Origin of the sequence: Plantactinospora sp. WMMB782, assembly GCF_049179135.1 — a bacterium.
In the GTDB taxonomy this organism is placed as follows: Bacteria; Actinomycetota; Actinomycetes; order Mycobacteriales; family Micromonosporaceae; genus Plantactinospora.
The window spans coordinates 3,363,000-3,389,449 of the sequence record NZ_JBMHMC010000007.1; the positions used below are offsets into that span (position 1 = coordinate 3,363,000).

The 26,450-nt window shown below is 72.8% G+C and carries 26 protein-coding genes; 17 read left to right on the forward strand and 9 right to left on the reverse strand.

From position 1 onward, the window contains the following. The first annotated feature begins 39 nt into the window (after positions 1-39). Positions 40-843, forward strand: a complete 804-nt coding sequence (locus ACN28A_RS17425; protein WP_421396489.1) for a phosphoglyceromutase — start codon at positions 40-42, stop codon at positions 841-843. Positions 844-896: 53 nt separating this feature from the next. Here the strand turns inward: ACN28A_RS17425 and phoU are convergent, their stop codons facing one another. After that, positions 897-1,541, reverse strand: a complete 645-nt coding sequence (gene phoU / locus ACN28A_RS17430) for a phosphate signaling complex protein PhoU (protein WP_278065726.1) — start codon at positions 1,539-1,541, stop codon at positions 897-899. 218 nt (positions 1,542-1,759) lie between these two features. On the opposite strand from phoU, the gene ACN28A_RS17435 reads away from it, so the two are divergent. Further along, positions 1,760-3,043, forward strand: a complete 1,284-nt coding sequence (locus tag ACN28A_RS17435; RefSeq protein ID WP_421396491.1) for a sensor histidine kinase — start codon at positions 1,760-1,762, stop codon at positions 3,041-3,043. Positions 3,044-3,075: 32 nt separating this feature from the next. Continuing rightward, positions 3,076-3,759 carry a response regulator transcription factor gene (locus ACN28A_RS17440; protein WP_278065728.1) on the forward strand — a complete coding sequence of 228 codons (684 nt, stop codon included), beginning with the start codon at positions 3,076-3,078 and terminating at the stop codon, positions 3,757-3,759. 76 nt (positions 3,760-3,835) lie between these two features. Here the strand turns inward: ACN28A_RS17440 and ACN28A_RS17445 are convergent, their stop codons facing one another. Next, positions 3,836-4,735: a hypothetical protein gene (locus ACN28A_RS17445; RefSeq protein WP_421404458.1), complete on the reverse strand. Its 900-nt coding sequence runs from the start codon at positions 4,733-4,735 to the stop codon at positions 3,836-3,838. An 80-nt stretch (positions 4,736-4,815) separates the two neighbouring features. Here ACN28A_RS17445 and ACN28A_RS17450 point away from each other — a divergent pair, with 80 nt between their 5' ends. Next, on the forward strand, positions 4,816-5,781 hold the full coding sequence (locus tag ACN28A_RS17450) for a Ppx/GppA phosphatase family protein (RefSeq protein WP_421396493.1): 966 nt from the start codon (positions 4,816-4,818) through the stop codon (positions 5,779-5,781). Positions 5,782-5,862: 81 nt separating this feature from the next. Next, positions 5,863-6,666 carry a sugar phosphate isomerase/epimerase family protein gene (locus ACN28A_RS17455; RefSeq protein WP_421396494.1) on the forward strand — a complete coding sequence of 268 codons (804 nt, stop codon included), beginning with the start codon at positions 5,863-5,865 and terminating at the stop codon, positions 6,664-6,666. Between the two features lie 120 nt (positions 6,667-6,786). Here ACN28A_RS17455 and ACN28A_RS17460 read toward each other — a convergent pair whose 3' ends face one another. The 3 genes from ACN28A_RS17460 to ACN28A_RS17470 all read right to left on the reverse strand — a co-directional run bounded on the left by ACN28A_RS17460 (position 6,787) and on the right by ACN28A_RS17470 (position 9,616). Further along, positions 6,787-8,004 (reverse strand): hypothetical protein, encoded by a 1,218-nt coding sequence (locus ACN28A_RS17460; RefSeq protein ID WP_421396496.1) that lies wholly within the window; start codon positions 8,002-8,004, stop codon positions 6,787-6,789. Next, positions 8,001-8,531 (reverse strand): SigE family RNA polymerase sigma factor, encoded by a 531-nt coding sequence (locus ACN28A_RS17465; RefSeq protein WP_421396497.1) that lies wholly within the window; start codon positions 8,529-8,531, stop codon positions 8,001-8,003. Before ACN28A_RS17465 ends, ACN28A_RS17460 begins: the two co-directional genes overlap by 4 nt. A 92-nt stretch (positions 8,532-8,623) precedes the next feature. Continuing rightward, positions 8,624-9,616 carry a fibronectin type III domain-containing protein gene (locus ACN28A_RS17470; protein ID WP_421396498.1) on the reverse strand — a complete coding sequence of 331 codons (993 nt, stop codon included), beginning with the start codon at positions 9,614-9,616 and terminating at the stop codon, positions 8,624-8,626. A gap of 178 nt (positions 9,617-9,794) precedes the next feature. Between ACN28A_RS17470 and ACN28A_RS17475 the strand changes: the two genes are divergently transcribed. Further along, positions 9,795-10,139 carry an MmcQ/YjbR family DNA-binding protein gene (locus ACN28A_RS17475; RefSeq protein ID WP_421396500.1) on the forward strand — a complete coding sequence of 115 codons (345 nt, stop codon included), beginning with the start codon at positions 9,795-9,797 and terminating at the stop codon, positions 10,137-10,139. Between the two features lie 16 nt (positions 10,140-10,155). Here ACN28A_RS17475 and ACN28A_RS17480 read toward each other — a convergent pair whose 3' ends face one another. Beyond that, positions 10,156-10,332 carry a hypothetical protein gene (locus tag ACN28A_RS17480; RefSeq protein ID WP_421396502.1) on the reverse strand — a complete coding sequence of 59 codons (177 nt, stop codon included), beginning with the start codon at positions 10,330-10,332 and terminating at the stop codon, positions 10,156-10,158. A 375-nt stretch (positions 10,333-10,707) separates the two neighbouring features. Here ACN28A_RS17480 and ACN28A_RS17485 point away from each other — a divergent pair, with 375 nt between their 5' ends. Beyond that, entirely contained in the window at positions 10,708-11,877 is a 1,170-nt protein-coding gene (locus ACN28A_RS17485) for a hypothetical protein (protein WP_421396504.1), read from the forward strand. A gap of 422 nt (positions 11,878-12,299) precedes the next feature. Continuing rightward, the gene (locus ACN28A_RS17490; protein WP_421396505.1) at positions 12,300-13,214 is read left to right on the forward strand and encodes a S1 family peptidase; all 915 of its coding nucleotides are present in this window, start codon (positions 12,300-12,302) and stop codon (positions 13,212-13,214) included. Between the two features lie 151 nt (positions 13,215-13,365). Here ACN28A_RS17490 and ACN28A_RS17495 read toward each other — a convergent pair whose 3' ends face one another. Beyond that, the gene (locus tag ACN28A_RS17495; protein WP_421396507.1) at positions 13,366-16,062 is read right to left on the reverse strand and encodes a glycosyl hydrolase family 28 protein; all 2,697 of its coding nucleotides are present in this window, start codon (positions 16,060-16,062) and stop codon (positions 13,366-13,368) included. A gap of 203 nt (positions 16,063-16,265) precedes the next feature. On the opposite strand from ACN28A_RS17495, the gene ACN28A_RS17500 reads away from it, so the two are divergent. The 4 genes from ACN28A_RS17500 (at position 16,266) to ACN28A_RS17515 (ending at position 19,966) form a co-directional block, all read left to right on the forward strand. Beyond that, entirely contained in the window at positions 16,266-16,415 is a 150-nt protein-coding gene (locus tag ACN28A_RS17500) for a hypothetical protein (RefSeq protein WP_421396509.1), read from the forward strand. Then, positions 16,412-17,935 carry a hypothetical protein gene (locus ACN28A_RS17505; RefSeq protein ID WP_421396510.1) on the forward strand — a complete coding sequence of 508 codons (1,524 nt, stop codon included), beginning with the start codon at positions 16,412-16,414 and terminating at the stop codon, positions 17,933-17,935. The genes ACN28A_RS17500 and ACN28A_RS17505 overlap by 4 nt, the downstream gene beginning before the upstream one ends. Before the next feature lie 50 nt (positions 17,936-17,985). Continuing rightward, complete coding sequence (locus ACN28A_RS17510) at positions 17,986-19,311, forward strand: AAA domain-containing protein (RefSeq protein ID WP_421404460.1); 1,326 nt, start codon at positions 17,986-17,988, stop codon at positions 19,309-19,311. 379 nt (positions 19,312-19,690) lie between these two features. After that, a complete protein-coding gene (locus ACN28A_RS17515) occupies positions 19,691-19,966 on the forward strand; it encodes a hypothetical protein (RefSeq protein ID WP_421396511.1) in 276 nt (91 codons plus the stop codon). Here the strand turns inward: ACN28A_RS17515 and ACN28A_RS17520 are convergent. After that, a complete protein-coding gene (locus tag ACN28A_RS17520) occupies positions 19,963-20,340 on the reverse strand; it encodes an antibiotic biosynthesis monooxygenase family protein (protein ID WP_421396513.1) in 378 nt (125 codons plus the stop codon). The two genes, ACN28A_RS17515 and ACN28A_RS17520, sit on opposite strands and share 4 nt — an antisense overlap. A gap of 95 nt (positions 20,341-20,435) precedes the next feature. On the opposite strand from ACN28A_RS17520, the gene ACN28A_RS17525 reads away from it, so the two are divergent. The 5 genes from ACN28A_RS17525 to ACN28A_RS17545 all read left to right on the forward strand — a co-directional run bounded on the left by ACN28A_RS17525 (position 20,436) and on the right by ACN28A_RS17545 (position 25,733). Then, on the forward strand, positions 20,436-21,005 hold the full coding sequence (locus tag ACN28A_RS17525) for a hypothetical protein (protein WP_421396514.1): 570 nt from the start codon (positions 20,436-20,438) through the stop codon (positions 21,003-21,005). A gap of 203 nt (positions 21,006-21,208) precedes the next feature. Next, positions 21,209-22,504: a serine hydrolase domain-containing protein gene (locus ACN28A_RS17530; protein WP_421396515.1), complete on the forward strand. Its 1,296-nt coding sequence runs from the start codon at positions 21,209-21,211 to the stop codon at positions 22,502-22,504. 155 nt (positions 22,505-22,659) lie between these two features. After that, on the forward strand, positions 22,660-24,519 hold the full coding sequence (locus ACN28A_RS17535; RefSeq protein WP_421396517.1) for a LamG-like jellyroll fold domain-containing protein: 1,860 nt from the start codon (positions 22,660-22,662) through the stop codon (positions 24,517-24,519). Between the two features lie 173 nt (positions 24,520-24,692). Next, positions 24,693-25,220, forward strand: coding sequence for a GNAT family N-acetyltransferase (locus ACN28A_RS17540; protein ID WP_421396519.1), 528 nt, complete (start codon positions 24,693-24,695; stop codon positions 25,218-25,220). A 45-nt stretch (positions 25,221-25,265) separates the two neighbouring features. Further along, positions 25,266-25,733 carry a VOC family protein gene (locus ACN28A_RS17545; protein WP_421396520.1) on the forward strand — a complete coding sequence of 156 codons (468 nt, stop codon included), beginning with the start codon at positions 25,266-25,268 and terminating at the stop codon, positions 25,731-25,733. 111 nt (positions 25,734-25,844) lie between these two features. Here ACN28A_RS17545 and ACN28A_RS17550 read toward each other — a convergent pair whose 3' ends face one another. After that, positions 25,845-26,447: a CGNR zinc finger domain-containing protein gene (locus tag ACN28A_RS17550; RefSeq protein WP_421396521.1), complete on the reverse strand. Its 603-nt coding sequence runs from the start codon at positions 26,445-26,447 to the stop codon at positions 25,845-25,847. Between the last annotated feature and the right edge of the window lie 3 nt (positions 26,448-26,450).

Here is a 26,450-nt window from a genome sequence, read left to right on the forward strand (position 1 = left end):
GCCGCGTGCCCGCTGGCCGGGTCCGGCAGGATGAGTCGCATGACTGTGCGCACGAGTGATCGGCCGGAGGAAGCCGCGGTGGCGGGCGAGGGAGCCACGGTGGGCACGTTGGTGCTGCTCCGGCACGGCGAGAGCGACTGGAACGCCAAGAACCTCTTCACCGGCTGGGTCGACGTGGACCTCACGGCCAAGGGGGAGGCCGAGGCCCGGCGCGGCGGCGAACTGCTGCGCCAGCACGACCTGCTGCCCGACGTGCTGCACACGAGCGTGCTCCGCCGGGCGATCCGCACCGCCGAGCTGGCGCTGAACGCCGCCGACCGGCACTGGATCGCGGTACGCCGCTCGTGGCGGCTCAACGAGCGGCACTACGGCGCGCTCCAGGGCAAGGACAAGAAGCAGACCCTGGCCCAGTACGGCGAGGAGCAGTTCATGCTCTGGCGCCGGTCGTACGACACCCCGCCGCCGCCGATCGCCGACGACGACGAGTGGTCCCAGGCCGGCGACCCGCGCTACGCGCTGCTCCCGCCCGAGCTGATGCCGAAGACGGAGTGCCTGAAGGACGTCGTCGACCGGATGCTGCCGTACTGGTTCGACTCGATCGTGCCGGACATCCTGGCCGGCCGGACGGTGCTGGTCGCCGCGCACGGCAACTCGCTGCGGGCACTTGTCAAGCACCTGGACGGCATCTCCGACGAGGCGATCGCCAAGCTCAACATCCCGACCGGCATCCCGCTGCGCTACGACCTCGACCGGTCGATGCGCCCGCTGGTGTCCGGCGGCGCCTACCTCGACCCCGAGGCCGCCAAGGAGGCCGCCGCCGCTGTCGCCAACCAGGGCCGCTGAGGTGTAAGGAAGGGCCCCTTCTTATACGAAAAGCGATAAGAAGGGGCCCTTCCTTACACCTGGGTCTCGCCGGTGACCAGGTAGACGACCCGGCGGCCGGCGTTGACCGCGTGGTCGGCGTACCGCTCGTAGAAGCGGCCGAGCAGGGTGGCGTCGATCGCGGTCTCCACCCCGTACGGCCAGTCGTCGGCGAGCAGCACCGCGAAGAGCTGCCGGTGCAACTCGTCCATGGCGTCGTCGTCGGAGTCCAACTCGGCGGCGAGGTCGGCGTCGGGCTTGGAGAGCACGTTCGCGATCTTGTCGGCGATCCGGTCCGCCACCCCGGACATCTCGGTGAAGACCGGACGCAGCTCGGCGGGTACCGCCGGGGACGGGTGCCGGCGTACGGCCGTCTTGGCGACGTGGTCGGCGAGGTCACCCATCCGCTCCAGGTCGGCGGCGACGTGCAGGGCGGTGACCAGGGCGCGCAGGTCCGAGGCGACCGGTGCCTGCCGGGCCAGCAGGTCGCAGACCCGCTCCTCGACCTGCCGGTAGAGCGAGTCGATGTCCGCGTCCCGCTCGATCACGCCCTCGGCGGCCGTCCGGTCGGCGGTGAGCAGCGCCCGGGTGGCCTGCCGCATGGCGACCCGGATCGCCTCGGCCATGTCGACGAGCAACTGGCTGACGATGTTCAGGTCGATCCGGAATTCCTCGCGCATGATCACGTCCTGTGGGAGGTGGCGGTTTCGCCGACCGTGGCAGGTTCGCCACGGTCGGTGCTGGAGCTGTCGGTCCCGACCACGGTAGGGGGATCCGGCGGCCCGGAGGTGAACATCGGTGAACGGCACTCGGCCGACGGGTGAACATTCTCGGATGCCCGCGTGATTCGCCCAATTTTGCCTGGTCGACAGGTTAACGATGACCCTACGATCGCCGCGTGGAATGGGGGGTGGTCGCGGGCGTGCTCGTCGGGCTCGGCCTCGGCCTGTCCCTCGGTCCGCTCCGCCACCGGATCGCCGGATGGCTCCCGGTCGGCGGCACCGCGACCGGGCGAGGCGGGACACGCGGCAACAGGAGGCCGGCGATAGGCACTGACGAGCAGGCCGGCGGGTTGCCGGGACTCGGCCGCAAGAGCCTGGACTCACTCCGGGTCGGCGTGGTCGTCCTCGACGGGCACGACGTACCGGTCCTGGTGAACCCGGCCGCGCGGGCGATGGGGCTGCTCCGGGTCGGCAGTACTCCCGGCACGGTGGCCGCGCACCCGATCATCCGTACCCTGGCCGGCCAGGTGCGGCGCACCGGGGTGCGCCGCGAGGTCGAGCTGGACCTGCCCCGGGGCCGCGAGGGCGGGATGTCCGACCCGCTCGGCGTGCACCTGCGGGCGATGGGGCTGGGCGCCGGATACGTCGCCGTCGAGGCGGCCGACGTGACCGAGTCACACCGGGTCGCCCGGGTACGCCGGGACTTCGTGGCGAACGTCAGCCACGAGCTGAAGACCCCGATCGGCGCGTTGCAGCTGCTCGCCGAGGCGCTGCTGGACGCCACCGACCAGACCACCGGGAACGGCACACTCGACCCGTCCGAGGACATGGCGGCGGCCCGCCGGTTCGCCGAGCGGATCCAGCACGAGTCGACCCGGCTCGGCAAGCTCGTCAACGAGCTGCTCGAACTGACCCGGTTGCAGGGCGCCGAGCCGCTGCCCGCGCCGGAACCGGTCGCGCTGGACTGGGTCACCGCCGAGGTGGTGGACCGGACCCGCACCGCCGCCACCGCCCGGGAGATCACCGTGGTGGTGGAGGGGGAGCGGGACCTGACCGTCTACGGCAGCGACAGCCAGATCGCCACCGCGGTCAGCAACCTGGTGGAGAACGCGATCGCGTACTCGGCGGAGCGGACGAAGGTCACGGTGGCGCTGCGCAGCACCGGGGACCACATCGAGATCGCCGTCACCGACCAGGGCATCGGGATCGCCCCGGACGACGTCGGCCGGATCTTCGAGCGCTTCTACCGGGCCGACCAGGCGCGCTCCCGGCAGACCGGCGGCACGGGCCTCGGGCTGGCGATCGTCAAACACATCGCCACCAACCATGGCGGTCGGGTCGAGGTGTCCAGCACCCTGGGGGGTGGCTCGACGTTCACCCTCCGGCTGCCCGCACGTCCACCGGACGCCTTCCTGCCGCCAGCACCGTCAGTTGAGATCGAAACCGGTTCGTTCGGATAGTTCCGGGCGTACCGACACAGAAAGGAAAGTCCGTGGCCCGCGTACTCGTGGTCGAGGATGAGGAGTCGTTCTCCGACGCCCTCTCCTACCTGCTGCGCAAGGAAGGATTCGAGGTGTCGGCCGCCGCGACCGGCCCGGCGGCGCTCACCGAGTTCGACCGTACCGGCGCGGACATCGTGCTGCTCGACCTGATGCTGCCCGAGATGTCCGGTACCGAGGTGTGCCGGCAACTCCGCCAGCGCTCCCAGGTGCCGATCATCATGGTCACCGCCCGGGACAGCGAGATCGACAAGGTGGTCGGGCTGGAGATCGGCGCCGACGACTACGTCACCAAGCCGTACTCGCCGCGCGAGCTGGTCGCCCGGGTCCGGGCGGTACTGCGCCGGCGCGGCAACGAGACGATCGAACCGGGCACCCCGACGCTCGCCGCCGGCCCGGTCCGGATGGACATCGAGCGGCACGTGGTGACCGTCGACGGCTCCCCGGTGCAGCTTCCGCTCAAGGAGTTCGAGCTGCTGGAGCTGCTGCTCCGCAACGCCGGGCGGGTGCTCACCCGGGGACAGTTGATCGACCGGGTCTGGGGCGCGGACTACGTCGGCGACACCAAGACCCTCGACGTACACGTCAAGCGGCTGCGTTCGAAGGTCGAGCCGGAGCCCTCCGCGCCGCGCTTCATCGTCACCGTCCGGGGCCTGGGCTACAAGTTCGAGCCGTAGGCCGGGTCGGTCGCGGTCTCCGACGGCCCGGGTCGCTGTCCCCGCCGGCCCGGGTCGCTGGCTCCGGCGGCTCGGCTCAGCTCCGGGTGTTGCGCGGTCTGCGCTGCGGTGCCGGGCGGCGGCCGGCGGCGGCGGCCTTCGGGCTGGCCGGCTCCCGGCCCGCCTCCTGCGGACGGTCCAGCACCGGGTCGGCCCCGGCGGTCGCCGGGTGCGTCGCCACCAGGCCGCGCCGCTCCCGCTCCGCGCAGAGTTCGGCGAGCTTCGCGTACGCCGCCTTGCCGACCAGCGCGGTCAACTCCGGGGAGTACGACAGGTACATCGGCTCGGTGCCGACGTGCGCCTCCGGCGACGAGGTGCACCACCAGTCGAGGTCGTGCCCGCCCGCGCCCCAGCCCCGCCGGTCGAACTCGCCAAGCGTGCTGACCAGCACCTTCGTCCCGTCCGGCCGCTTCACCCAGTCCTGGTCCCGGCGCACCGGCAGCTGCCAGCAGACATCCGGCTTGTATTCCAGCGGATGTACGCCGTCGCGCAGCGCCTGGGCGTGCAGCGCGCAGCCGCCCCCGCCGGGGAAGTCGGCGTCGTTGAGGAAGACGCACGGCGCCTCCTCGCCCCGGGTCGCCGTACGCCGGGCCGGGGTCTCGCCGTCCACCGAGTCCAGCTCGGTGTAGTTCTTGAAGCCGCGCCGGTAGTGCTGCCAGGTCTGCGGGGTGAGCCGCTTGACCGCCGAGCGGACCCGCTTCTCGTCGTCGGCGTCGGTGAAGAACGCGCCGTGCGAGCAGCAGCCGTCGGCGGCCCGGCCGGCGATGATGCCGTGGCAGGTCTGGCCGAAGACGCAGGTCCAGCGGGAGAGCAGCCAGGTCAGGTCGGCCCGGACCAGGTGTTCGGGGTCGGCCGGGTCGGCGAACTCGATGAACTCCCGGGGGAAGTCGAGCGGTACCTCCCGGCTGCGAGGGTCGGCGGGGTCGTCCACCAGGATCCGGAGCTGGTCGCGTGCTGCTGCCACCCGCTCAGCCTACGCCCGCTTTCCGCCCACGACCTGCGTCTAGTGTCTTTGCCATGCGACTCGGCGTGCTTGATGTCGGTTCCAACACGGTGCACCTTCTGGTCGTGGACGCCCACCACGGCGCACACCCCTGGCCGGCGCACTCGGAGAAGGCGGTGATCCGGCTCGCCGAGCAGATCGGCCGGGACGGCGAGTTGACCGTGGCCGGCGCGGACGCGCTGGTGGCGGCGGTGAACGAGGCGAAGATGTCGGCGGCCCGGCTGACCGCCGACGACGTGCTGGCCTTCGCGACCTCCGCGGTCCGGGACGCCACGAACGCGGCCGAGGTGCTGACCCGGGTCCGGACCGAGACCGGGGTACGCCTCCAGGTGCTCTCCGGCGCCGACGAGGCCCGGATGACCTTCCTCGCCGTACGCCGGTGGTTCGGCTGGTCGGCGGGGCGGCTGCTGGTGCTGGACATCGGCGGCGGCTCGCTGGAGCTGGCCGCCGGGATCGACGAGGAACCGGAGTTCGCCCAGTCGTTGCCGCTCGGCGCCGGCCGGCTCACCCGGGACTGGCTGGACGTGGGGCCGGAGAGCACCCACACCCCCTCCTCGGCGGCGGTGGCGAAGCTTTCGGCGTACGTCGAGGAGATGCTGGACACCGTCGTCGACGACACCGTCGAGGTCGGCTGGGACCGGGTCGCCGCCACCAGCAAGACGTTCCGGACCCTGGCCCGGCTGGCCGGGGCGGCGCCCTCGTCGGCCGGGCTCTGGGCGCGCCGCCGGCTCTCCAGGACCGGGCTGCGGCAGGTGATCGGCTTCATCCGGCACATCCCGCCGGGCAAGCTCGCCGAACTGGAGGGCGTCGGCGCGCGCCGGGCACACCAACTGCTGGCCGGGGCGATCGTGGCCGAGGCGACGATGCGCCGGCTCGGGGTGGCGGACCTGGAGATCTGCCCGTGGGCGCTGCGGGAGGGGGTGATCCTGCGCCGGCTCGACCTGCTGGAGCCGGCGCAGGGGCCGAGAGAGCCGGTCTGACCTGCGTTTTCGCCCTCCGTGGGGGTTCTGCGCCAGGTCCGTCACCGGGTGCGGCGCGCCGGGTAGGGCTACCCTGAAGCCGTGACCACCCGCGTACTGCTGTCCAGTTCCTCGGTCTTTCCCGAGCCGACCGCGGCCGCCTTCCAACTGGCGTCAGCGCTCGGTTACGACGGCGTCGAGGTGATGGTCTGGACCGACGCGGTGAGCCAGGACGCCGGGGCGCTGCGCGGGCTGGCCACGCACTACGGCGTACCGGTGCTCTCGGTGCACTCGCCCTGCCTGCTGGTCACCCAGCGGGTCTGGAGCCCCGACCCGTGGGAGCGGCTGCGCCGCTCGGCGGAGCTGGCCGAGACGCTGGGGGCGCCGACCGTGGTGGTGCACCCGCCGTTCACCTGGCAGCGGGAGTACGCCCGCTCGTTCGTCGACGGTCTCGGCAGGCTCGGCGACGAGTTCCCGGGGATCCGGTTCGCGGTGGAGAACATGTACCCGGTCCGGATGGCCGGCCGGGAGTTCGTGCCGTACATGCCGGGCTGGAACCCGACCGAGACCGGTTACCCCGCCTACACCCTGGACCTGTCGCACTGCGCCGCCTCGCACAGCGACGCGCTGGAGATGGCGGACATGATGGGGGCCGCGCTGGCGCACGTACACCTCGGGGACGGCACCGGGGAGGGCCGCGACGAGCACCTGGTGCCCGGCCGGGGCACCCAGCCCTGTGCCGAGCTGTTGACCTCGCTCGCCGGCCGGGGCTTCTCCGGCTCGGTCGCGGTGGAGGTCTCCACCCGGCGGGCCCGCAGCCGGGCCGACCGGGAGAGCGACCTGCGGGCGGCCCTGGAGTTCGCCCGGCAGCACCTGTCCGCGCCGACCCCGGTCGACGCCCGCTGAGCCGCCAGACCCTACGGGGGTCCGGTTGCCGGTCGGCTGGAAACTCGACGAGCCCCGCCGGTCGCGATGGCGCTGGTCGAGCTCGCCCGCGGCCGCCCGGACCGGGATCGGGGCAGGTGGTCAGCTCGGGCAGGTCCAGCGGATCGGCCAGTCGTCGCTCCGGCCGCCGATCCGGGTACCGTCCTCGCTGATCGTGGCCCCGGACGGGTTCCCGGCGTTGTCGGCGGTGACGTGCCGCAACCTGCCGTCGGGGTAGCGCAGCCGCACCCCGCTGCCGTCCCGCCGATTCAGCACCAGGTGGTCCCGGCCGTTGACCGCGCCGACGACGCCGCTGCCGACCTCGGTGACCGCGCCGGTACGCAGGTCCCACACCACCGCGACGCCCGGCTCATCCCTGCCGGGTGCCCCGTCCGGTGTCCCCGTCCCGGCAGCCGCGCCCGCCGGATGCGCCACCCCGTACGCCAACTCGCCGCGTACGCCGTGCGCGCCGGCCCGGCCCAGCCCGGCGGGTCGGGGCAGGAGGCTGCCCCGGCCGGAGGCGTCCCATCGGTACGCGTCGCCTCCGGCACCGCTCACCCCGGCGGTGACGCCCGAGTCGGAGATGCCGGTCGCGAACGTCCTGCCGCCCGGCAACCCCGTCAGCACGTCCACCCGGGCGGTGGCGGTGGTGCCGCGCCAGATCGCCGCCCTGGTCACCGAACCCTGGTACACCACGCCGGCGACCTCACCCCGGGCGTTGATCCCGCGCGCCTCGGCGCCGGTGTGGCCGGCCGGCACCGGCAACTCGACGACCTTGCCGTCGACGTACGCCCAGGCGATCCGCTGCTCCCCGCCGCGGAAGGCCGAGCCGACCACCACGCCACGGTCGTCCACCCCGTTGGCCGAGGCCCAGCCGTCGACCGGGATGCGCTCGACCCGGTCACCGTCCCAGCGGACCGCGATCACCTGGCTCTCCGCCGTGCTGTAGCTGCCGGCCAGATAACGGCCGTCCGGCGAGCCCGTGTCGACCGCACCCCTGATCGCCTCCGGCGGCAGGGCGAGGCGTACCCCCGCGCAGATCATCGCGGCCTCGACCTCGGCCCGGGTCAGCGGCGTACGCTCGCTGGGGGTGCCGGCGGCGATGCCGGGGCCGGGCCGCGGGCCAGGATCGACGCCGGGAAGCGAGAACGCGACGCCGGCCAGCACCGCCAGCACCGCGGCGCCGGCCCCGACCGACAGGCGCCGGCGGCGGCGCCGGACGCGCCGGCCCTCGGCGACCAGCCCGGTCGCGCTGATCCGACTCGGCGGAAGCGTCTCGGCGCCGATCCGGTCCCGCAGGTGTACGCCGAAATCGTTCATCTCTTCCTCACTTCCGCCAACTCCGCCCCGTCCTGCACCGACCACTGCTCGCGCAGCAGCGTGCGCATGGTGGCGAGACCCCGGGCGGTCTGACTCTTGACGTTGCCGGTCGAGCAGTTGAGTGCGGCGGCGGTCTCCGCCACCGACATGTCGCAGAAGAACCGCAGCACCAGTACCGCCCGCTGGCTCCGGCCCAGGGTGGCCAGCGCGGCCCGGATCGCCTGGGCGTCCTCGGTGCTGGCGACCGGTTTCGCCACCGGTTCCGGTAGCGGCCGGGCGAGCAGCACCCGGGACCACCACCGGCGGCTCTCGTCGACGTAGCGCCGGACCAGGATGCGGTGCACGTAGCCGTCGAGGTTCTCGACGGTGTGGATCCGTGACCAGTGCAGGTAGACCGAGAGCAGGGTGGACGAGACGACGTCGTCGGCCCGGCTGAGGTCGTTCGTCAACAGGTACGCGGTACGCCGTAATCGCTCGAGCGACGTCGAGACGTACTCGACGTACTCCTGTTCCTCCACCGTCGACACCCGGTCTCCCCTCTGCGCGGTGTACACCCGCTATCGGCGCGACACCGTGGATCGGTTGCACGGGTGCCCGGGAAAGTCCGGGAGGATGCCGATCAGGTGGCGGTGACGCCGCAGGCCGCCCCGTTCAGGGTCACTCCGGCGGGCGGTCCGGCCAGGGTGCCGGAGTCGAGCTGGGGTTCCAGGGTCAGAGTCTCGCCGACGCCGAACTCGTCGCTCCAACCGGACCACCAGAGCACGACGTCGCGGCCGTGCTGCGCGAAGGCGTACGGGAGGTACCTGATCTGCTGGTCGGCGGAGAGGGTGAACCGGATCGAAGCGCCGGAGAGCGGCGTGGGCCCGGTGTTGCTGACCAGCACGGCGGCCGGGCGCCCGGGGGCCGCCGGGCGGTACCCGAACCGGCAGGCCGCGGTCGGGTCGGCGGCGGTCCGGGCCCGGGTGGTCGGCGACGGCGCGGAGACGTTGCCGGAGACGTCCCGGGCGATCAGGTGGAACCGGTAGTGCAGGTCCGGGATCAGCCGGTTGACCGTGGTCGAGGTGCTCGGACCGCCGCCGAGCACCGTGGGATTGCCGGTCTGCTCGGCCGCGCCGTAGAGCAAATAGGTCGGTGCGGAGGCGTTGTCGGTGGCCGCCGCCCAGCTCAGCGTCGCGGAGGTGGCGGTGACGTTCGACGGCACCGGTGCGCCGGGGACGCTCGGCGGCTCGGAGTCGACAGGTGCCGGGTCGGTCCGGAAGCTGACCGGCGCCGAGAACCGGCTCTGGTTGCGGCCGTCCGAGGCCCGCACCGTCCAGGTGTACGTGGTGCCCGGCGTCAACCCGGTGAACCGGTACGACGGCACGGTCGTGTTGTTGTGGAAGCCGTTGCCGCCGTCACGCAGGTACCAGACCTCGTAGCCGGTGACGGTGACGTTGTCGGTGGAGGGGCGCCAGGTGAGCAGCGCCGAGGTCTCGGTGACCTCGGTGGCGACAGGTGCGCCGGGCGTGCTGGGCGGGACGGTGTCGACCGGCGGCGCGGAAGCCGGCGGTCCGGCGGCGGTGACGGTGGCCAGCGTGCCGAGTACGGCCCACAGACCGATGGGACGGATCATCACTGCCTCCCGGAGCGCCCGTGCAACTAATAGACAGACTTAAATCATCGCACCTGCTCGCGGGTGGATTTGTGACTCATCTCGCGCCTCGGTTGCCCGCTTCTGCGGCTCGGTGACGTCGTCCGCTCCGCCGGTTTCCGTCGGGCGGAATGTCGGAGCGGCTCAATACCATCGGCGGATGGTCACCGTAGCCGACGTGCGGGCGCTGGCCCGGACACTGCCGCGCAGCAGCGAGCACCTGATCCGCGACCGGGTGAAGTTCCGGGTCGGCGCGATCGTCTACGTCGCGTTCTCCCGGGACGAGACGACGATGCGCTTCGGCTATCCCAGGGAGGAGCGTGCCGCCCTGGTCGCCAGCGACCCGGAGCTGTTCTTCCTGCCCGACAGGTCCGACCTGCGGTTCCACTGGGCCTGCTGCCGCCTGGACCGGCTCGACCACGACCAGATGACCGAGCTGGTCACCGAGGCGTGGCGGATGGTGGTGCCGAAGTTCCTGGCCCGGCAGCGCCTTCGAGCGCACTGACCCGACGCGGTGGAGGTCACGGGTGCCACGACTGACGGGGGTCGCCCTCGAGGGGGGTGAAACCGGGGCAGTCACACGGCAGTCCGTACGAGTCCCACTCGGTGCAGCCCTCGTCGGTGTGCACGCCGTACGGGTGCGACCTGTCGACGTGGCTGCACTCGCAGGACGGGCCCTGGTCGAGTTGAAGCGTCACAGCCATTCCATCACAGGTGTTCAGACGCGCATCTGGCGCCGACCGGCCGGGGCACTTCCATCCGGCTATGCGCTATCGCAGCGAGCCGGGGAGGCGGTTGCCCGTTGCCGGTCAAATCTCGGCGGGCGACGTCAGCGTCCTGCGGGCTTTGGCGGCGGGTCGCGCGGCAAACGCCCGCAGGGCCGCCGACGGAACACAGAATCATTGCTGGGCGACACTGGAGCTTGTAGCCTCCGGCTCGTGGCATGGCTCGTGGAGCGGATGATGCCGCGACAGGTCGCGCCCTTCGAAACGACCCCATACCTGAGTAAGGAACCTGGGCCTGTCGAAAGGTTCCCTGTCCCGAGGCAACCCGACGGTCCAGGAGAAGACGGCATGACGATCATCACCATGGGTACCGACCGGAGCACCGCCGAGCGGTTGGCCGCGATCCGGGGCACGGCGAAGCCGAAGCGGCAGAACGCGCGTGCCATCGCCGCGCTGACCCGCAACCCGGGCTGCGCCCGGCGGGCGGTGCTGGACACCGCCGGGGTGGACAAGCAGCGGCTGGCGGCGTACGTCGACTTCCCGGCCCGGTTCGGGCAGTCCGGCTTCGCCATCGCCCGGGGCAACGCGTTCGAGGCGCAGGTGAAGGCGAGCGGCGCCGCCGAGCTGGTGAAACTGCTCCGGGAGCGGCTCGGGCTGCCGATCCCCGAGGTGGCCTACGACGACCTGGAGACGGTGACCGGTCGGGAGAAGGAGACGCCCGAGGTCCGGTACGCCCGGTCCCGCGCCCTGCTGCTGCGGGCCGCCGCCGGTGCCGACGGTGCCGGCACGCTCTTCGACCATCCGCTGCTCGCGCTCGACGTGGCGGGCCAGCGGGTCTATCTCGAACCGGACCTGATCGCCTTCCGGCACGAGGGGCGGTTCCACGTCGTCGAGATCAAGTCGTTCGCGGTGGTGGACGGGCAGGCCGATCCGGCCAAGGTGTCGGCGGCGGCGATCCAGTCGGCCGTCTACGTGCAGGCGATGCGGGTGATGCTGGCCGAGGCCGGGCACGACCCGGAGATCGTGTCGCACGACGTCGTACTGGTCTGCCCGCGCGACTTCTCCAACTCCCCGACGGCGGTACTCGTCGACGTACGCCGGCAGCTGGCCGTGCTGCGGCGGCAGCTGCGCCGGATGACCAGGGTGGAGGCGATGCTCGCCGCGCTGCCGCCGGACCTCAGCTTCGACCTGGCGCCGGACGGCGACGGTGTGCCGACCCGCTCCCCGGAGTCACTTGTCGACGCCCTGCACACCGTCGACGCCCGGTACGTCCCGGACTGCCTGTCGGTCTGCGAACTGGCCTACTTCTGCCGGGCCGAGGCGCGCGGCTGCACCGCCGCGCTCGGCACCTCGGCCCGGGAGGAGCTGGGCGGAATCGAGCGGGTCGAGACCGCGCTCGGGCTGGCCAGCGGCAGGTTGGCGGCGGCCGAGGACCAGGCGGAGGCGGCGGCACTGCTCCGGAACGCCGCCCGGCTCCGCGCCGAACTGCTGGCGCCGGGCGGGGCGGCCGGCGGGTGACCGGTGGCGGCGCCGGGCGCCACGGCCACCGAGAGCTGGGTCCAACTCCGTCGATGACGGCCCCCGCCATTGATCGAAATCGGGGTATCCTTTCGTCGCCATGGTGATCGGTCATTCGGCCGACCGGCGCGGCCGATTCGTGTGATCCCACTGATCACGGTCGTGCGGGCCGGATTCGTCGTCGAACCGAGTGTCGAGGTCACCTGCGTTTCCACGGGGGAAATCGCGGTGGTGTGTCCGAGCGTGCCGGCAGACGCCTGAGGTCGGCCGGCTCGTCGGTGTCGCACGCCCGTTGCCGCTTCCTGCACCAGGTCGCGGTCGTCCCCCTGGAAGCACCGTCGCAACCCGACCGCACCCCGGTGTCGGTTGTGGCGAACGCCTCCGGCGCACGAGGCGCCGGGGGAGACCAGGAGAGGATGCACGTGAGGAAGACGAACCGACTGCTGTTGGCCGGCGCGATGCTGCTGGGCGTTCTCGCCCCGGCGGCACCCGTGGCGGCCGTGCCGGGCGAGTCCCCGGACGTCACGCCGTTGATCGTGGGTGGCCGTGACGCGACCGAACCGTACCCCGGGATGGCCTCGCTCCAGCGGCACAGGGACGGCGACCCGAACTGGCACGCCTGCGGGGCGGTCCTGATCCACGCCGAGTACCTGCTGACGAACGCACACTGCGTCGCGAACCTCGACGGCACCGCCCCCGACCCCAACCTCTTCCATGTGCGGATCGGCTCGCACGACCGTACCAGCGGCGGCGTCGTCCGCGATCTCGACAGCATCTTCGTGCACGCCGACTGGGACTGGGGCAGCGGTGACAACCGGGTGGCCGACATCGCGCTGCTGCGACTGGGCAGCCCTGTCCGGTTGGACGCCTACGCCATTCCGCGGCTCATCCGGGTCGACGGTCCGGCCCGGCTGCTCGGCTGGGGGTCGACCAAGCCGACCGGTGAGGGCCCGGCGCCGGTGATCCTCCAGGAACTCGACACGCGGCTCCTGCCCGGCTCCGCTGCCTGCGCGGGTGCCGCTCCGGCACAGTCGGAGGGGGAGATCTGTGTGGACAGCCCGGCCGGTTCGGGCGCCTGCTTCGGCGACAGCGGCGGTCCGGCGCTGACGCGCCAGGCCGGAGAGTGGGTGCTCGTCGGCACGGCGAGCCGCGAGACCAACAAGCAGTGCGGGGTCGGTCCGCTGGTCTACACCTCGTCGCTCTACTACAGGTCCTGGATCGACGAGGTGATCCGCACCGGAACGGTGCCGCCGGGTACGGGACGGGCCGCGGACCCGACCGCCGGCTCCGCCGCTGACGGCCACCGATGGCTCGCGGGGGGCGGGTCGGCGGTCTGACCGGGTAGCTCCGGTAGCCGCCGGAGCTACCCGGCGGGAGTGAGAGGGTGTCGCGGACCCGTCGGAACGACAAGGGTCCGCGACACCCCGCGCTTCGGCGGTGCGGCCCGCGTCGGCGGGGTGGTTTCCTGCCCACACCGCACGCGGGCCGCTACCGGAGGTCGCGTACGTTCCGGAGAACGGAGACCGGCCGTCCGTTCGGGTCGGGCACGCTGGCGGTCACGTTCCGTACGGTGACGCCGTCGATGTGTCGTAGGTACCAGCCGTAGCCGGGTGGGGCGGTCCAGTGCCACGCCTCCGGATAACGGCCGTCGTACTCGTCGGGTTCGACCGGAGCGGCGGAGCCGCCGGAGAGCAGGTCGAACCGGATGTCGTCGAGCAGTACGTCGTAGATTCCGGCCGTGCCGCCGGCCTCCTGGGTGCCGGAGAGCAGCGCGGCGTTGCCGAGGTGGTTCGCGGGACGGCCATCGGCGATCCCGGTGGCGACGATGTCCTCGAAGCGCAGCCCGCTTACCCACCTCGGGTCGAGCGCCGGATGCGGCACCCCGGCGCCGTCGACCCAGACCCGGCGGCCGAGCAGGACGAAGACCGCCCGGCGGGTCCGGTCGACGGTGATCCGCCGGAACGTGACGTCGTGGACCGCGCCGCCGTCGACGGCGGTGATCACCAGCGCGCCGATTGTGACGTTCTTGACCAGCACGTCCTCGACCACGATGCCCTGGAACATGCCGTGACTGGCGGTGCCCAGCTTGACCCCGTTGGCCCGGGTGGAGGCGCCGACGGTGGAGAGCCGCACCACGGCGCCCCGCACCCCGTGGCTGGGTGAGTCCGGCTCCACCTGGGCGCTGTCCGTCGGGTGGGTCTTGAAGCAGATCGCGTCGTCGTCGGCGAAGACCGCGACCCGCTCGACGAGGACGTCGTGGCTGTCGACGATGTCGATGCCGTCGCGACCGCCGACGATGCTGCTGTCGATGTCGACGTCCGCGATGGTCAACCCGTCGATCTCGGTCGGCACCAGCCCCCAGGCGCCGGAGTCCCTGAGGTGGATGTCGCGGACCGTGACGTCGGCGCCCCGGGCCAGATAGACGGCGGCCGGCCCGGTCCGTTCCGGCGACAACCCGGTCCACGCCGGGTTCCGGCCGTCGCCGTCGATCACCCCGCCGCCGGTGATCGCCAGGTTGTCGGCGCGGTGCGCGAAGAGCAGGGCCCGCTGCACCAGCCCGCCGACGAACGGCGGATTGTCGGTACCGCCCCGCAGCGGCGGATAGCCGGCCTCGTCCCGGCTGCCCAGCAGCTTCGCGTCCGGGGCGACGAAGAACGTCAGGTCCGACTTCAGGCGCACGGTGCCGGACCGGAAGACCCCGCCGGCCAGCAGTACGGTGCCACCGGCCGGGGCAGCGTCGACGGCACGCTGGATCGCCGGACCGTCGTTCGTGATTCCGTCGGCTACCGCCCCGTGGTCGCGTACGTCCACGACGGTGCCGGCCGGGACGGGCAGCGGGTTCTGGTGCACAAGTACCCGGTCGACGAGCAGGGTGCCGCGCTGGCCGGCGCCGACGGCGAACCACAGCCGGCCGATGTCGACGGCGCCCGGATCGCGGAACGGGTACCGGGTGGGTGCGGCGGTGCTGCCGCCGGTCGGGTGGCGTCGGCCGTCGACGTACACGGTGAACTGCCGGGCGGGGACGTCCAGCACCAGCCGGACGGTGTACCACTCGCCGGGGCGGACGCCCGACACGAGCACGTGGTTGGCGCTGCCGGTGACGAGTTGCAGGTGCCCGTCGCTGAACTGGAGCGCCGCCGCCGTACGCCCGTCCGCGCTCTGCGCGTAGAGCGCGACCTTGACCCCGGCGGTCTCCTCGGTGCGCAGGTTCGCCAGCACGTTGACCGTGCCGCCCTGGGCGGGAAAGCTCCGCACCGCGCCGGCCTCGCCCGAGGTGCCGGTCTTGGCCAGTCGCAGGCTGCGGTCCTCGACACTCGGCACGGCGGCGACGGCCGCGCTGCCGCCGGTGCTGGTCAGCGTGTAACCGGGCGGAGGCGGTGCGCCGACGGGCGTCTCGTCGAACAGGTCGAACGCCCGGTAGGACACGGTCGGGTCGGGCACCCGGCGCAGCGAGACGTTGTCGACGTGCAGGATTCCGGGATAGCCGGCGCCGATGCCGAAGGTGAGCCGACCGACGTCGGCGGTGGGTTGCCGGAACGGCGCGTCGGCGAGCAGTCGCGCCCCGTCGACGTAGAGGTCGAACCGCTGCGGCCCGGTACGCAGCACCACCCGGACGACGTACCAGCGCTGGGCCGACGCCGGGGCGAGGACGGTGCCGGTCCCGGCGACGTGGAACCGGCCGTCCCGGATGGCGATGCTGGCCGCCGGGGTGCCGGCGGAGCCGGCGACGTAGAGCACGTTGAACCAGCCGGTGGCCCGGTCGACCCGGACTCGGGCCGCCGTCTCCACGGTGCCGGCGAGCGGGTGTGCGGAGTCGCGCCCGGCGGCCACGCTTGACGCCGTACCGGATTTGGCGATTCGCAGGCTCCGGTCGGTCTGGTCGGGCAGTGCCGCGACGCCGACGGTGCCACCGGAGGTGTCGGCGCCCCAGCCGGCCGGAACGCTGCCGGTGGCGGCGTCGTTGAAGTGTTCGCTCACCGCACCCGTCGCACCCGTCGCACCGGCCCCGGCAGCGGGTGGCACCCCGGCGGCGGCGAACGGCACTTCAGCGGCGACCTGCGGCACCGCCCCGGCGACGCGTGGCAGCGGGGCCGCCAGGGCGGCGGTGGTGGTCGGTCCGACCGGGTACAGCGGGTGACCGGCCAGCAGTGTCACCAGAACCAGGGCGGCCGTCGATCTGCGCACGGCCCGGAACTGTAGCGAAGTAACGCCGGCGGCGCCGTCCTGTCACCCCGGGTCGGCTCGCGGTCGTCGGTTGGCGAAGCGGGCGGGAACGCTTCACCGGTAGCCGCCGCGCGACCGTCGGGCGGTCCTCCCGGTGTCCGTCCGCGGACGCCACGAGATCCGGGTGATTGCTGGAGAACACTGGAACTTGTACTCTCCGGCTCGTGGCCCGGTCCGTGGAAGTGCTGGAACGCGGGATCGGCGCCCGCCGGGACGGGATCCGGCGCCCGGCGCGGGTGCCGGTGCGGGACCCGGGCCGCGCCGACCGGCTCCGGGCCGAGAAGCTGCTGCCGGTGGCGGCCGGGTCGGTGTGAGTACCCTGACCGCGCTGGCCCGGGCCGAGGCGGTGGCGGCCGGGCGCGCCCAGCGGATCACCACCGTGCGCCACCTGCACGTAAGCGACCGGCCGCTGGTCTTCATCCCGCTGAGCATGGCCGGCGAGGCCAACGCGCCGCTGGCCGCGCTGGTCGGCGACGATCCGGCCGCGCCGACGCTGCTGGTGGTGCCGCAGCCGCGCAACCGGGACCAGCGGTTCGGCTTCGCCGCCGAGCTGGCCGAGGTGCTGCTGCCCTATCTGGACAGCTTCCGGGGCGTCACCGAGGCGGTTCCGGCCAACCGGGGCAGGGAGATCCGCTACCGGTACGTCGACGCGCCGCAGGTGCTGGTGCCCAATCCGGCCGGGATCGGCTTCGTCCGGCTGTTCGGGCGGTCGACCCGGTTCCGGCGTACCGACGGGGACTATCCGGTGCACCCGTCGGTGCCGCTGCTCGGGCAGTGGTTGACGTTCCTGGCGGACCGGGCCGAACATCCCGGCTCGGGAATGCTGCTGGCGATGACCGAGGCGCTCGGACTGCACTGGGCGACCGGGCAGTCCGCGCTGGAGGACGCGCACCTGGCGGCGCTGCTGGCCTGGATCGACCCGGTCGACGGGCACGGCGGTGCCGACGCGGCGGTGCTGGCCGAGGACCCGTTGCGCTGGCCGCCGGCCGGGCCGGTGACCGACCCGACCTTCGACAACGAGATCCTGGCGCCCGCGATGACCGGCTACGAGGAGGCGGCGGCCAGTGGCGACGAGACGCGGCGGTCGCGGGCGCTGGGCGTACTCGAAGAAGCCGTGCGGTCGCAGCTGCGGCCGACCTGGGAGCTGATGTGGCGGGGCGTGGCGCTGCTCCGGGAACTGCCGGCCGGGGCGCGGGTCGCCGGTCGCTGGGCCGAGGACCGGGACGTGTTCGGCAACTTCGCGCTCCATGTCGACGGTGGCGGGCATCCGCAGCCGCGCCGGGACGGGGCGGTCAACGCGGCGCACCGGCTACACAGGCTGGAACGGGCGTCGCAGTCGTACGCCGTGCAGCGCGCCTACGACGACCCGCTGGTGATGGCCGACCACCGGCTGACCGGGGAGGCTTTCCTGGGTGAGGTGACGTTGGCGGCCCCGAACCGGATCGACGACAGCGGGAAGCGGCGGGTGCTGCGGCCCCGGATCCAGGTGACGACGGCGGATGTGGTGCTGGTGCCGGTGGGGGCGGTGCTGCACTCGCCGAGCCGGCCGGGGCAGAAGGCGCGGGTCGTCTTCGTCACGCCTGATCCGTCGTCCGGGCGGACCGACGTGGTGCTGGAGCTGTCGGGTGGGTTGGGCCGGTCGCTGACCCCGGCGCCGGGGAGCGTGCCGGAGCTGGGGGACCAACTCTGTTACACGACGCTGTCGGACTCGTTCATGCCGCCGGGAGAGTTCCCGAGCCGGGACGAGACACCGTGGACACACGGCGGGCCGCCGAAGGCGTACGAGGAGCCGGTCGCGCCGAGCGTCGACGACGCCCGGGAGGAGTGGTCGTGATTTCGCCTCCCGGCTTGTTCGTCCGCGGTGGTGCGGCCGGGCGGTTGGCGCTGCCGCCGGGTGAGGCGGCCCGGCGGGTGGTCGGGGAGGTGCTGGCCGACCTGCGCGGCGGGGACCACCGGGGGGTGGTCGTCGACTCGCCGCCGGGAGCCGGGAAGTCGACCCTTGTGGTGCGGGCGGCGGGCGAACTGGCCGAGGCGGGCGAGCCGCTGATCGTGATCGCCCAGACCAACGAGCAGGTCGACGACCTGATCGACCGGCTGGCGCGGGCGAAGCCGGAACTGCCGATCGGGCGGCTGTCGGCCAACGAGTACACGGCGACGGACCGGATCAGGAACTATTCGACGGTCCGGGTCGCGGCAAAGGTCGCGGACCTGGGCGGCTCGTCCGTGATCATCGGTACGGCCGCCAAGTGGGCCCTGGTCTCCGAGGGGCGCTGGCCGTGGGCGATCGTGGACGAGGCGTACCAGATGCGTTCCGACGCCCTGCTGCGGGTGGCCGGCCGGTTCGACCGGGCGCTGTTCGTGGGTGATCCGGGGCAGCTCGATCCGTTCTCGACGGTGGAGACGGAACGCTGGACCGGGCTGACCTGGGATCCGATGCAGTCGGCGGTGGCGGCGCTGCTGCGACACAACCCGGACCTGCCGGTGCACCGGTTGCCGGTGTCGTGGCGGCTGCCGGCCTCGGCGGCCCCGGTGGTGGCCGAGGCGTTCTATCCGTTCACCGGCTTCTCGGCCGGTACGACGGCTGACCAGCGGGCACTCTCCTTCACGGCCGCCGGGTTCGGTGCCGGGCCGGTGGACGAGGCGTTGGAGCTGGCGGCGTCCACGGGGTGGGCGCTGTACGAGCTGCCGGCGCGGCACACGCTGCGGACGGACGGGGAGGCGGCGGACGCCTGTGCCCGGTTGGCGCTGCGGGTGTTGGAGCGGGGTGCGGTGGCGGTGTCGGAGCGTTCGCCTGAGGGTGCTCCCGTGACCGCTGACCGGATCGCGGTGGGGGCGGCGCACCGGGACCAGGTGGCGGCGATCCGGGCGCGACTCGGGGCGGCCGGCGCGGGGATCACCGTGGACACGGCGAACCGGTTGCAGGGGCGCGAGTACGACGTGGTGATCGTGCTGCATCCGCTGTCGGGACGGCGGGACGCGACCGCGTTCCACCTAGAGGCGGGACGGTTGTGTGTGCTGGTGTCGCGGCACCGGCACGCGTGTGTGGTGGTGGCGCGGGCGGGGATCGCCGAGCTGCTGGACGCCCATCCGTCGACCGAGCCGGTGCACCTGAACGTACCGGTCAAGTTCCCGGACGGTTGGGAGGCCAACCAGTCGGTGTTGGCGCATATCGCGAGCCACCGGGCAGTCGCTCGACCCCACCATGCATGAGGAGCGGCACTCAGGTTGCGATATTCCGAGCCGCTGCATACGTGTTGAAGGTGGCGGGCGCGACCAGTACCGCGTCTGCCTTCGGCAGCGGGTCCGGCTCGTCAGGCTTCCGACGCTCGGAGCGGACCGGGTTGCCAGCCTGTTGCGCCAAGGCCTTCCGGTCGATCCAGCTCGCGGCCGTCGGCGTCGCGATGACCGCGAGACCGCGACCGTCCGGGCCAAGGCCGAACGGGCCCGCGAGGGGCTACGGCAGTGGCAGTCCCGGCACATCGGCTGTAAGTTCGTCGACCCAGCTGCCCCGGAATCGCCGTCACCATCCCGGCCTGTCACCGGGCGGCGCCCCGTCGACAGCACGAGCAGGACCAGCAGCCCCCCAACGGTGGTTACTGGTGAGCGCGGCGGACTGGGTGATCCACCCTGCCGACCACCCTCACCGAGCGGCAGGCGGCCGTCGACCTGCTACGTCGCGCTGCGCGCCTCGCTGGCACACGCGCCCGTACTCGACCTCGGGGAGGCGACAATCTCGGCGGAGGACGAGCAGTCGACCCGTACCCGAATCTGGTGTGCCGCCCCGATCGGCGAGCCCCGCGCCGGACCCGGCAGCCGGCGCTGCGAGCGGTTGGTCGACCACCCCGGGCCCTGCGCCGCCCGCTAACGGCGACCGACGTGCCCGTCGAAATCGGCCGAGACCTCGTGGTGGCTGACCCGCTCGTCCCAGCGGGTCAGCACCCGCCGGGCCGGCTCCGCGACGACCGCCCGCTCCGGATCCTCCCCGGCGAACGCCCGTACGTCGTCCATGCTGGCGAAGAAGGTGAGCGAGGTGAACAGGACCTCGTCGCCGTCCTGTCGGCGCAGCAGACGGGCGCCGGAGAAACCGGCGACCTGCTGGAGGTGTTCGGCGACCTCGGACCGGTAGTGACGCTCGTAGGCGTCCGCCGTCGCCACCGGAGCCCATCCCTGCCACATCCGCGCGATCATCGTCGCCACCCCGTTCCTTCCTGACTCGTCGGTGCCGGTGTCATCCAACACGGTGCCCGGGCAACCGTGCCGACCGTCCGAGTGCATCGATGACGAAATGTGCCAGGATAGTCGTACATGGATGTCTGGGCTGCGGGAGGACCTCGGTGGCGTTCTGGCGCGTCATGGACCGTGTCCGGCTCGAAGCCGGACACGTCCTCGACCGCCCGTCCGCGCAGGGTGTGTCCAGCATCCAGTACTGCGAGACCGCCCGGACCGCCATCCGCCCGGCGCACGGCAAGGCGGAGCGGTCCGTTCCCTGTGGGCACTGCGGACAGCTCGTTCCGTTCACCGTCTTCTCCGTCGCGTTGACCCGGTGGCGTCGCTGCTACGCCTACGGGCTGGGCGTCGTCCTGCTGGGTGTCGCCGTCCTGCTCTACGGCGTCGGCATCGACGCGGTGGTCGGGGCCGACAACCCGGTGTGGCCGCTGCTGCTCGCCGGTGCGGAGACGACCCTGATCGTGCTGGCCAGCACGGTGCTCGGCTACGCCGCCCTGTTCGAGCACGGGGTCCGGTCACCGCTGCTCTGGCGCGGTGGCGGGGTACCCCGCGACGGGCACCTGGCGATGGTCGACCCGCACCTCGGCCGGAAGCCGTCGGCCCGCGACGGCCGCCTGATCCCGTCGGTCCACCACCATCCACCGGACGAGTATCCGAGGCGATCGGGTTGCGCCTGACCGACGGAGCCCATGCCGGAACCCTTCCGTTCGGGTCAACTGCCGATCCAGCTCGGCAGGCCAGGTCCAGCTCGGCAGGCTGGTGAAGCCGTGATGAAACGGCAACCTGCTCCACTGGCGACGGCAGGTCGGTTCGCCGTTCGAGCGCGACATCAGATGAAGCGCCAGATGTAGGGAGTTCTGTGGTAGCCAGGCGGAAGTTGTTGAGAGATACGGCCGCGGTGGGTGTGTCGGCGGTGGCCGGTGGAGTGCTGGCCGGCGCCTCGGCCGCCCCGGCGTCGGCCGGCGGCACCGGGGAGAGACATCAGTCGTGGCGGTCGGGCCTCTCCCGCCTGCACGACGCCATGGCGGCTCGCGTCGCGCAGGGCAGACTCGTCGGGCTCGTCTACCTCGTCGCCCAGCGTGGCAGGGTGCACGTCGAAACGCTCGGCTCCCTGGCGCTGGACGGTGCCGAGCCGATGCGACGCGGTACGCCGTTCCGGATCGCCTCGATGACCAAGCCGGTCGTCGCGGCGGCGGCGATGACGCTGGTGGAGGAGGGCCGGCTCGCGCTGCACGAGCCGGTCGACCGGCTGCTTCCCGAGCTGGCCGGTCGGCGCGTGCTCAGCCGCGTCGACGGGCCGCTCGACCAGACCGTTCCGGCGTCGCGCCCGATCACCGTCGAAGACCTCCTGACCTTCCGGCTGGGCCACGGGCTGATCTTCGAACCGACTTTCCAGCCGCCGTACCCGGTGATCGAGGCCGCGAAGGAACTGCAACTGGTGATGGCGGAGCCGGATCCACGCACGCCGCACCCGCCGGACGAGTGGATCCGGCGCTTCGGCGCCCTGCCGCTGATGCACCAGCCCGGCGAACGCTGGCAGTACAACACCGGGTCGCTCGTGCTCGGCGTGCTCGTCGCGCGGGCCGCGGGGCGACCGTTGCCGGAGTTCCTGCGCGATCGGCTGTTCCGGCCGCTGGGCATGCGGCACACGGGATTCTCCCTGCCGGCCGCCGACGCGCGCCGGATGCCCGGCCTCTACGCGGCGGATCCGGAGACCGGACAGTTGCGGCTACAGCCGGTCTCGCCGCCACAGGAGTGGACCCGGCCGCCCGCGTTCCCCTCCGGCGCCGCCGGGCTGGTGTCGACGGTGGACGACTACCTGGCGTTCAGCCGGATGCTGCTCGACGGGGGCGTCGGGCACGGCCGGCGCCTGCTGTCGGCGGAGTCGGTCCGACTGCTGACGACCAACCACCTGACGCCGCAGCAGCTCGCCTCGGCCGGGCAGTACCCGCTGGTGGGACGCGGCTGGGGCTACGGCATGGGGGTCAGCGTCGTGCCGGACGAGATCTCCGAGCCGGGCCGCTACGGCTGGGAGGGCGGCTACGGCACCGCCTGGTTCAACGACCCGAACCGGGACCTGATCGCGATCGCGCTGACCCAGACCGTCGACTTCCTCTTCGACGGCGGGTCCGACGAGTTCCAACGGTTGGCGGCCGCGGCCTGCGTACGGGGTTGACGACCCGAGGGTCATGACGGTCCGAGGGTCACGACGACGTCCTGAGGGTCTCGACGGTCCGCCGAGTCGTGCGGCCGTACGTCCGGCGCCGACGACCCGGTGCGTGCGGCCGGCACGTACTGTCGGCGGACCGTCCCGGACCCGAGGAGACGTCCATGGCACAGCAGCCGAGCCGGCGCGACTTCCTCCAGGGCGCCGGACTGGTCGGAGCCGGGTTGGTCAGCGGGGCCACCGCCGGAGCGCTGCTGCCGCCCGCCACCCTCGCCTGGCAGCGGCTCGGCGACGACGACGGGCCCGGCACCGACCCCGGCTCGCCCCGGTTCACCATCGCCGTCATCCCGGACACCCAGTATCTCTTCGACGGCGACCGGAGCGACCCGGAGCCGCTGGCGGCGACGCTGCGCTGGATCGTGGCGCACCGGGCGGAGCGGAACATCGTCTTCACCGCTCACCTCGGTGACATCGTGCAGAACGCCGCCCCCGCCGAGCTGGCCCGGGCGGGCGAGGTCTTCGGGATCCTCGACCGGCACCGGGTGCCGTACAGCGTGCTGGGTGGGAACCACGACGTCGACCCGTCCCGCACCGACGACGTACGCGGGCCGAGCGGCTATCTGGAGGTCTTCGGGCCGCACCGGTTCCGCCACCTGCCGACGTACGGCGGTGCGACGCCGGACGGCTACAACACTTACCACGTCGTTCCCGCCGCCGGGCGGGACTGGCTGCTGCTGGCGCTGGACTGGCGGCCGTCGGACGGCACCCTCGACTGGGCCCGGTCGGTGCTGGCGGCGTATCCGGGCAGTCCGGCGATCCTGACCACGCACGACCTGGCCGACGCCGACCACACCGGCGCCACCTGGCTGGCCGAGCACGGCCAGCGGCTCTGGGACCGGCTGCTCCGGGACAGCGACCAGATCTTCCTCACCCTGAACGGGCACTACTGGCCGCCGGGACGGCTGGTGCTGCGCAACTCCGCCGGTCGGGACACGCACGTGCACGTCGCCAACTACCAGGACCGGTACTACGGCGGCAGCGGGATGCTCCGGCTCTACTCGTTCGACCTGGCCCGGAACACCGTCGACGTCGAGACGCTCTCGCCGTGGATCCTCGGGCAGCCGCCGGGGCGGCGGACCGCGCCGGCCCGGCGGGAGGTCGAGCTGACCGACCCGGCCAACCGGTTCAGCCTGGCCGTCGACTTCGCCGCGCGGTTCGCCGGCTTCTCCCCGGTCACCCGCCGCCCGCCGCGTGGACCGGCCACCGTCGTCGAGGACGGGATCGTGGCGTACTGGCGCTTCGACCAGCGGCCGGACGGCGAGGCGGTGCCGGAGGGCCACCGGATCGACGACCTCTCCGGCCGGGGCAACCCGCTGACCCGGGTCAGCCTGCCCGGCAGCGGGCCGGCGGCGCTGCGCTGGTCGGCCGACCACCACGCCGACCAGCCGGCGCACGCCAGCCTGTTCTTCGCCGGCGGCAGCCGACCACCCCGGGGCGGCTACCTGCGTACCGTCGACGGCGCCCCGCTGAACGCCGCGACCTTTCCGCACGGCTACACGGTCGAGGCGTACCTGAAGTTGCCGGCCGACGTCCGGGATACCGACTCGGCCGGGATGTGCGTGCTGAGCCGCGCCGGCACCGGCCGGGACGCCGGCAAGACCGGGGCCGACCCGGCGGAGCCGGCCGCGCTGCTCGGCCTCTCCGCCGGGATGGCGCTGCGATGGGCGGTGTTCCCGGTCGGACTCGACGGCATCGTCGCCAACTGGAGCCACGAGCTGCGGCCCGGCGAGTGGGTGCACGTCGCAGTGGTGAACGACGGTCGGCTCAGCACTCTCTACGTCGACGGCGCCCGGTCGCTGCGCAACCCCACCACCCCGGCGTCCGGGCTGGCCACCTCCGGCGCGCCGTGGCTGGTCGGGGCCTACCACCGGGACCGGGTGGTGCGGCAGGGCTTCTACGGGTGGATCGGGGACATCCGGATCGCGGACCGGCCATTGCCACCCGACCGCTTCCTGCTGGTCTGACCCCACCAGCGCCCGGCCCCCGCCAGCGCCCGGCCCCCGCCAGCGCCCGGCCCCCACCAGCGCCCGGCCCCCACCAGCGCCCGGCCCCCACCAGCGCCCGGCCCCACCACTGCCCCGGACCCCTGTCGGCGACCGCGCGCTCCCGGGGTGGACGACCGATAGAGTCGGACGGCGTGGCCGAAGAGACGAGTCGGGTCCGGATCGAGCCGTGGAGCGAGGACGACCTCGACCTGCTCCGCCGGATCAACACCCCGGAGATGAAGCGGCACCTGGGCGGCCCGGAGACCGAGCAGCAACTCCTCGCCCGGCACGAGCGCTACGTCCGGTCCGGCGGTACCGGCCCGGGACGCATGTTCCGGGTGGTCTCGCCGCCGGACGGGACACCGGTCGGCAGCGTCGGCTACTGGGAGCGGGTCTGGCACGGCGAGACGGTGTACGAGATGGGCTGGAACATCCTGCCGGCGTACCAGGGGAGGGGGCTGGCCACGGCCGCGCTGCTGGCGGTGGTGGAGGTGGCCCGCGCCCGGCGGAGGCACCGGTACGCCCACGCCTATCCCTCGGTCGGGAACGCCGCCTCGAACGCGGTCTGCCGCAAGGCCGGGTTCGAGCTGCTCGGCGAGACCGACTTCGAGTTCCCGAAGGGGCGGCTGATGCGCTCCAACGACTGGCGACTCGACCTGACCGGCGACCGGGCTGGCTGACGCCGCGCGCTGCGGTGCGCCCGGATCGCGCGTAACGTCCTGCTGGTGCACCGGTCCCGGACCTACGCGGTCATCATCGACATCCCGGAAGCCGAGGTCGGCGCCGGCTCGGCCTTCTGGTCGGGGGTGTTCGGCACACCGGCCCGGCCGCAGCCGAACGAGCCGGAGTTCAGGTCGCTGAGCGGCGCGATCCCCGGCCTGGTGACGGCGATCCAGTCGGTCGACGCCGACGCCCGCTACCACCTCGACGTCGAGACCGACGACGTCGCCGCCGAGGTCGCCCGGCTGGTCGCGCTCGGCGCGACCGAGGTGGCGATCTGGCAGGAGTGCCACGTGCTCCGCGCGCCCGGCGGGCACCTGCTCTGCGTGATTCCGGTGCAGAGTGATCCCGAGGTGTTCCGCGCCGAGGCACGGAGCTGGCCGGACCAGCCGCCCGGTCCGAACAGTTCGGACAGTTCGGGCGTTGCGGATGGTGCGGCACCGGCGGCGCCACCGGCGGGGAGCGGCCGGTGACCGGGTCGGGATAGGGCAGCACCGGGCGGCGCTACCGACCCTCCGGAGCGGCGACCGCGCCGGACGGGCGGTGGCACCCCTGCCGGTCGGCGGGGCGCCACCGCGCGATGGTCAGCCGACCGTTGCCGGGGTCTTCTCCTCGACAGGTGCCGCCACGGCCGGCGCCTGCACCGCGGCCGGCGCCTGCGCCTCCACGGCGGCCCGCTTACGGGCCCGGTGTGCCGCGACGTGCGACCGGGTGGCGCAGCGTTCCGAGCAGAACCGGCGGCAACAGTTGGACGAGGTGTCCAGATAGACGTTGCCGCACCGGTCGTCGGCGCAGACACCGAACCGGGAACTGCCGTACTCGCACAGCCAGACCGATAGGCCCCATACGGCACCGGCCAGGAACTCGGCACTCACCGAGGCACCCCGACTGGTGACGTGCATGTGCCAGTCCTTGGCGTCGTGCCCGGAGATGCGTGGCTGGACGGGATATATCTCCAGAAGCGAATTCAGCTCGGTGACCGCATCGGCGTCCCGTCCCGAGGAACCGAATTCGAAGACGTCCCGCAGGCGCTTCTGCGCGCGCCGGAAGGCGGCGACGTCCCGATCGGTCACCTCGTGGCGCATCCAGCCGTGCTCGTCGGTGAAAACGGCCCGCAGGTCGTCGAGGTCGTCGAGTCGTGCGTTGACGAGATCGACCCCGGTCCGGGCGTACGCGTCGAAGTTCACCCG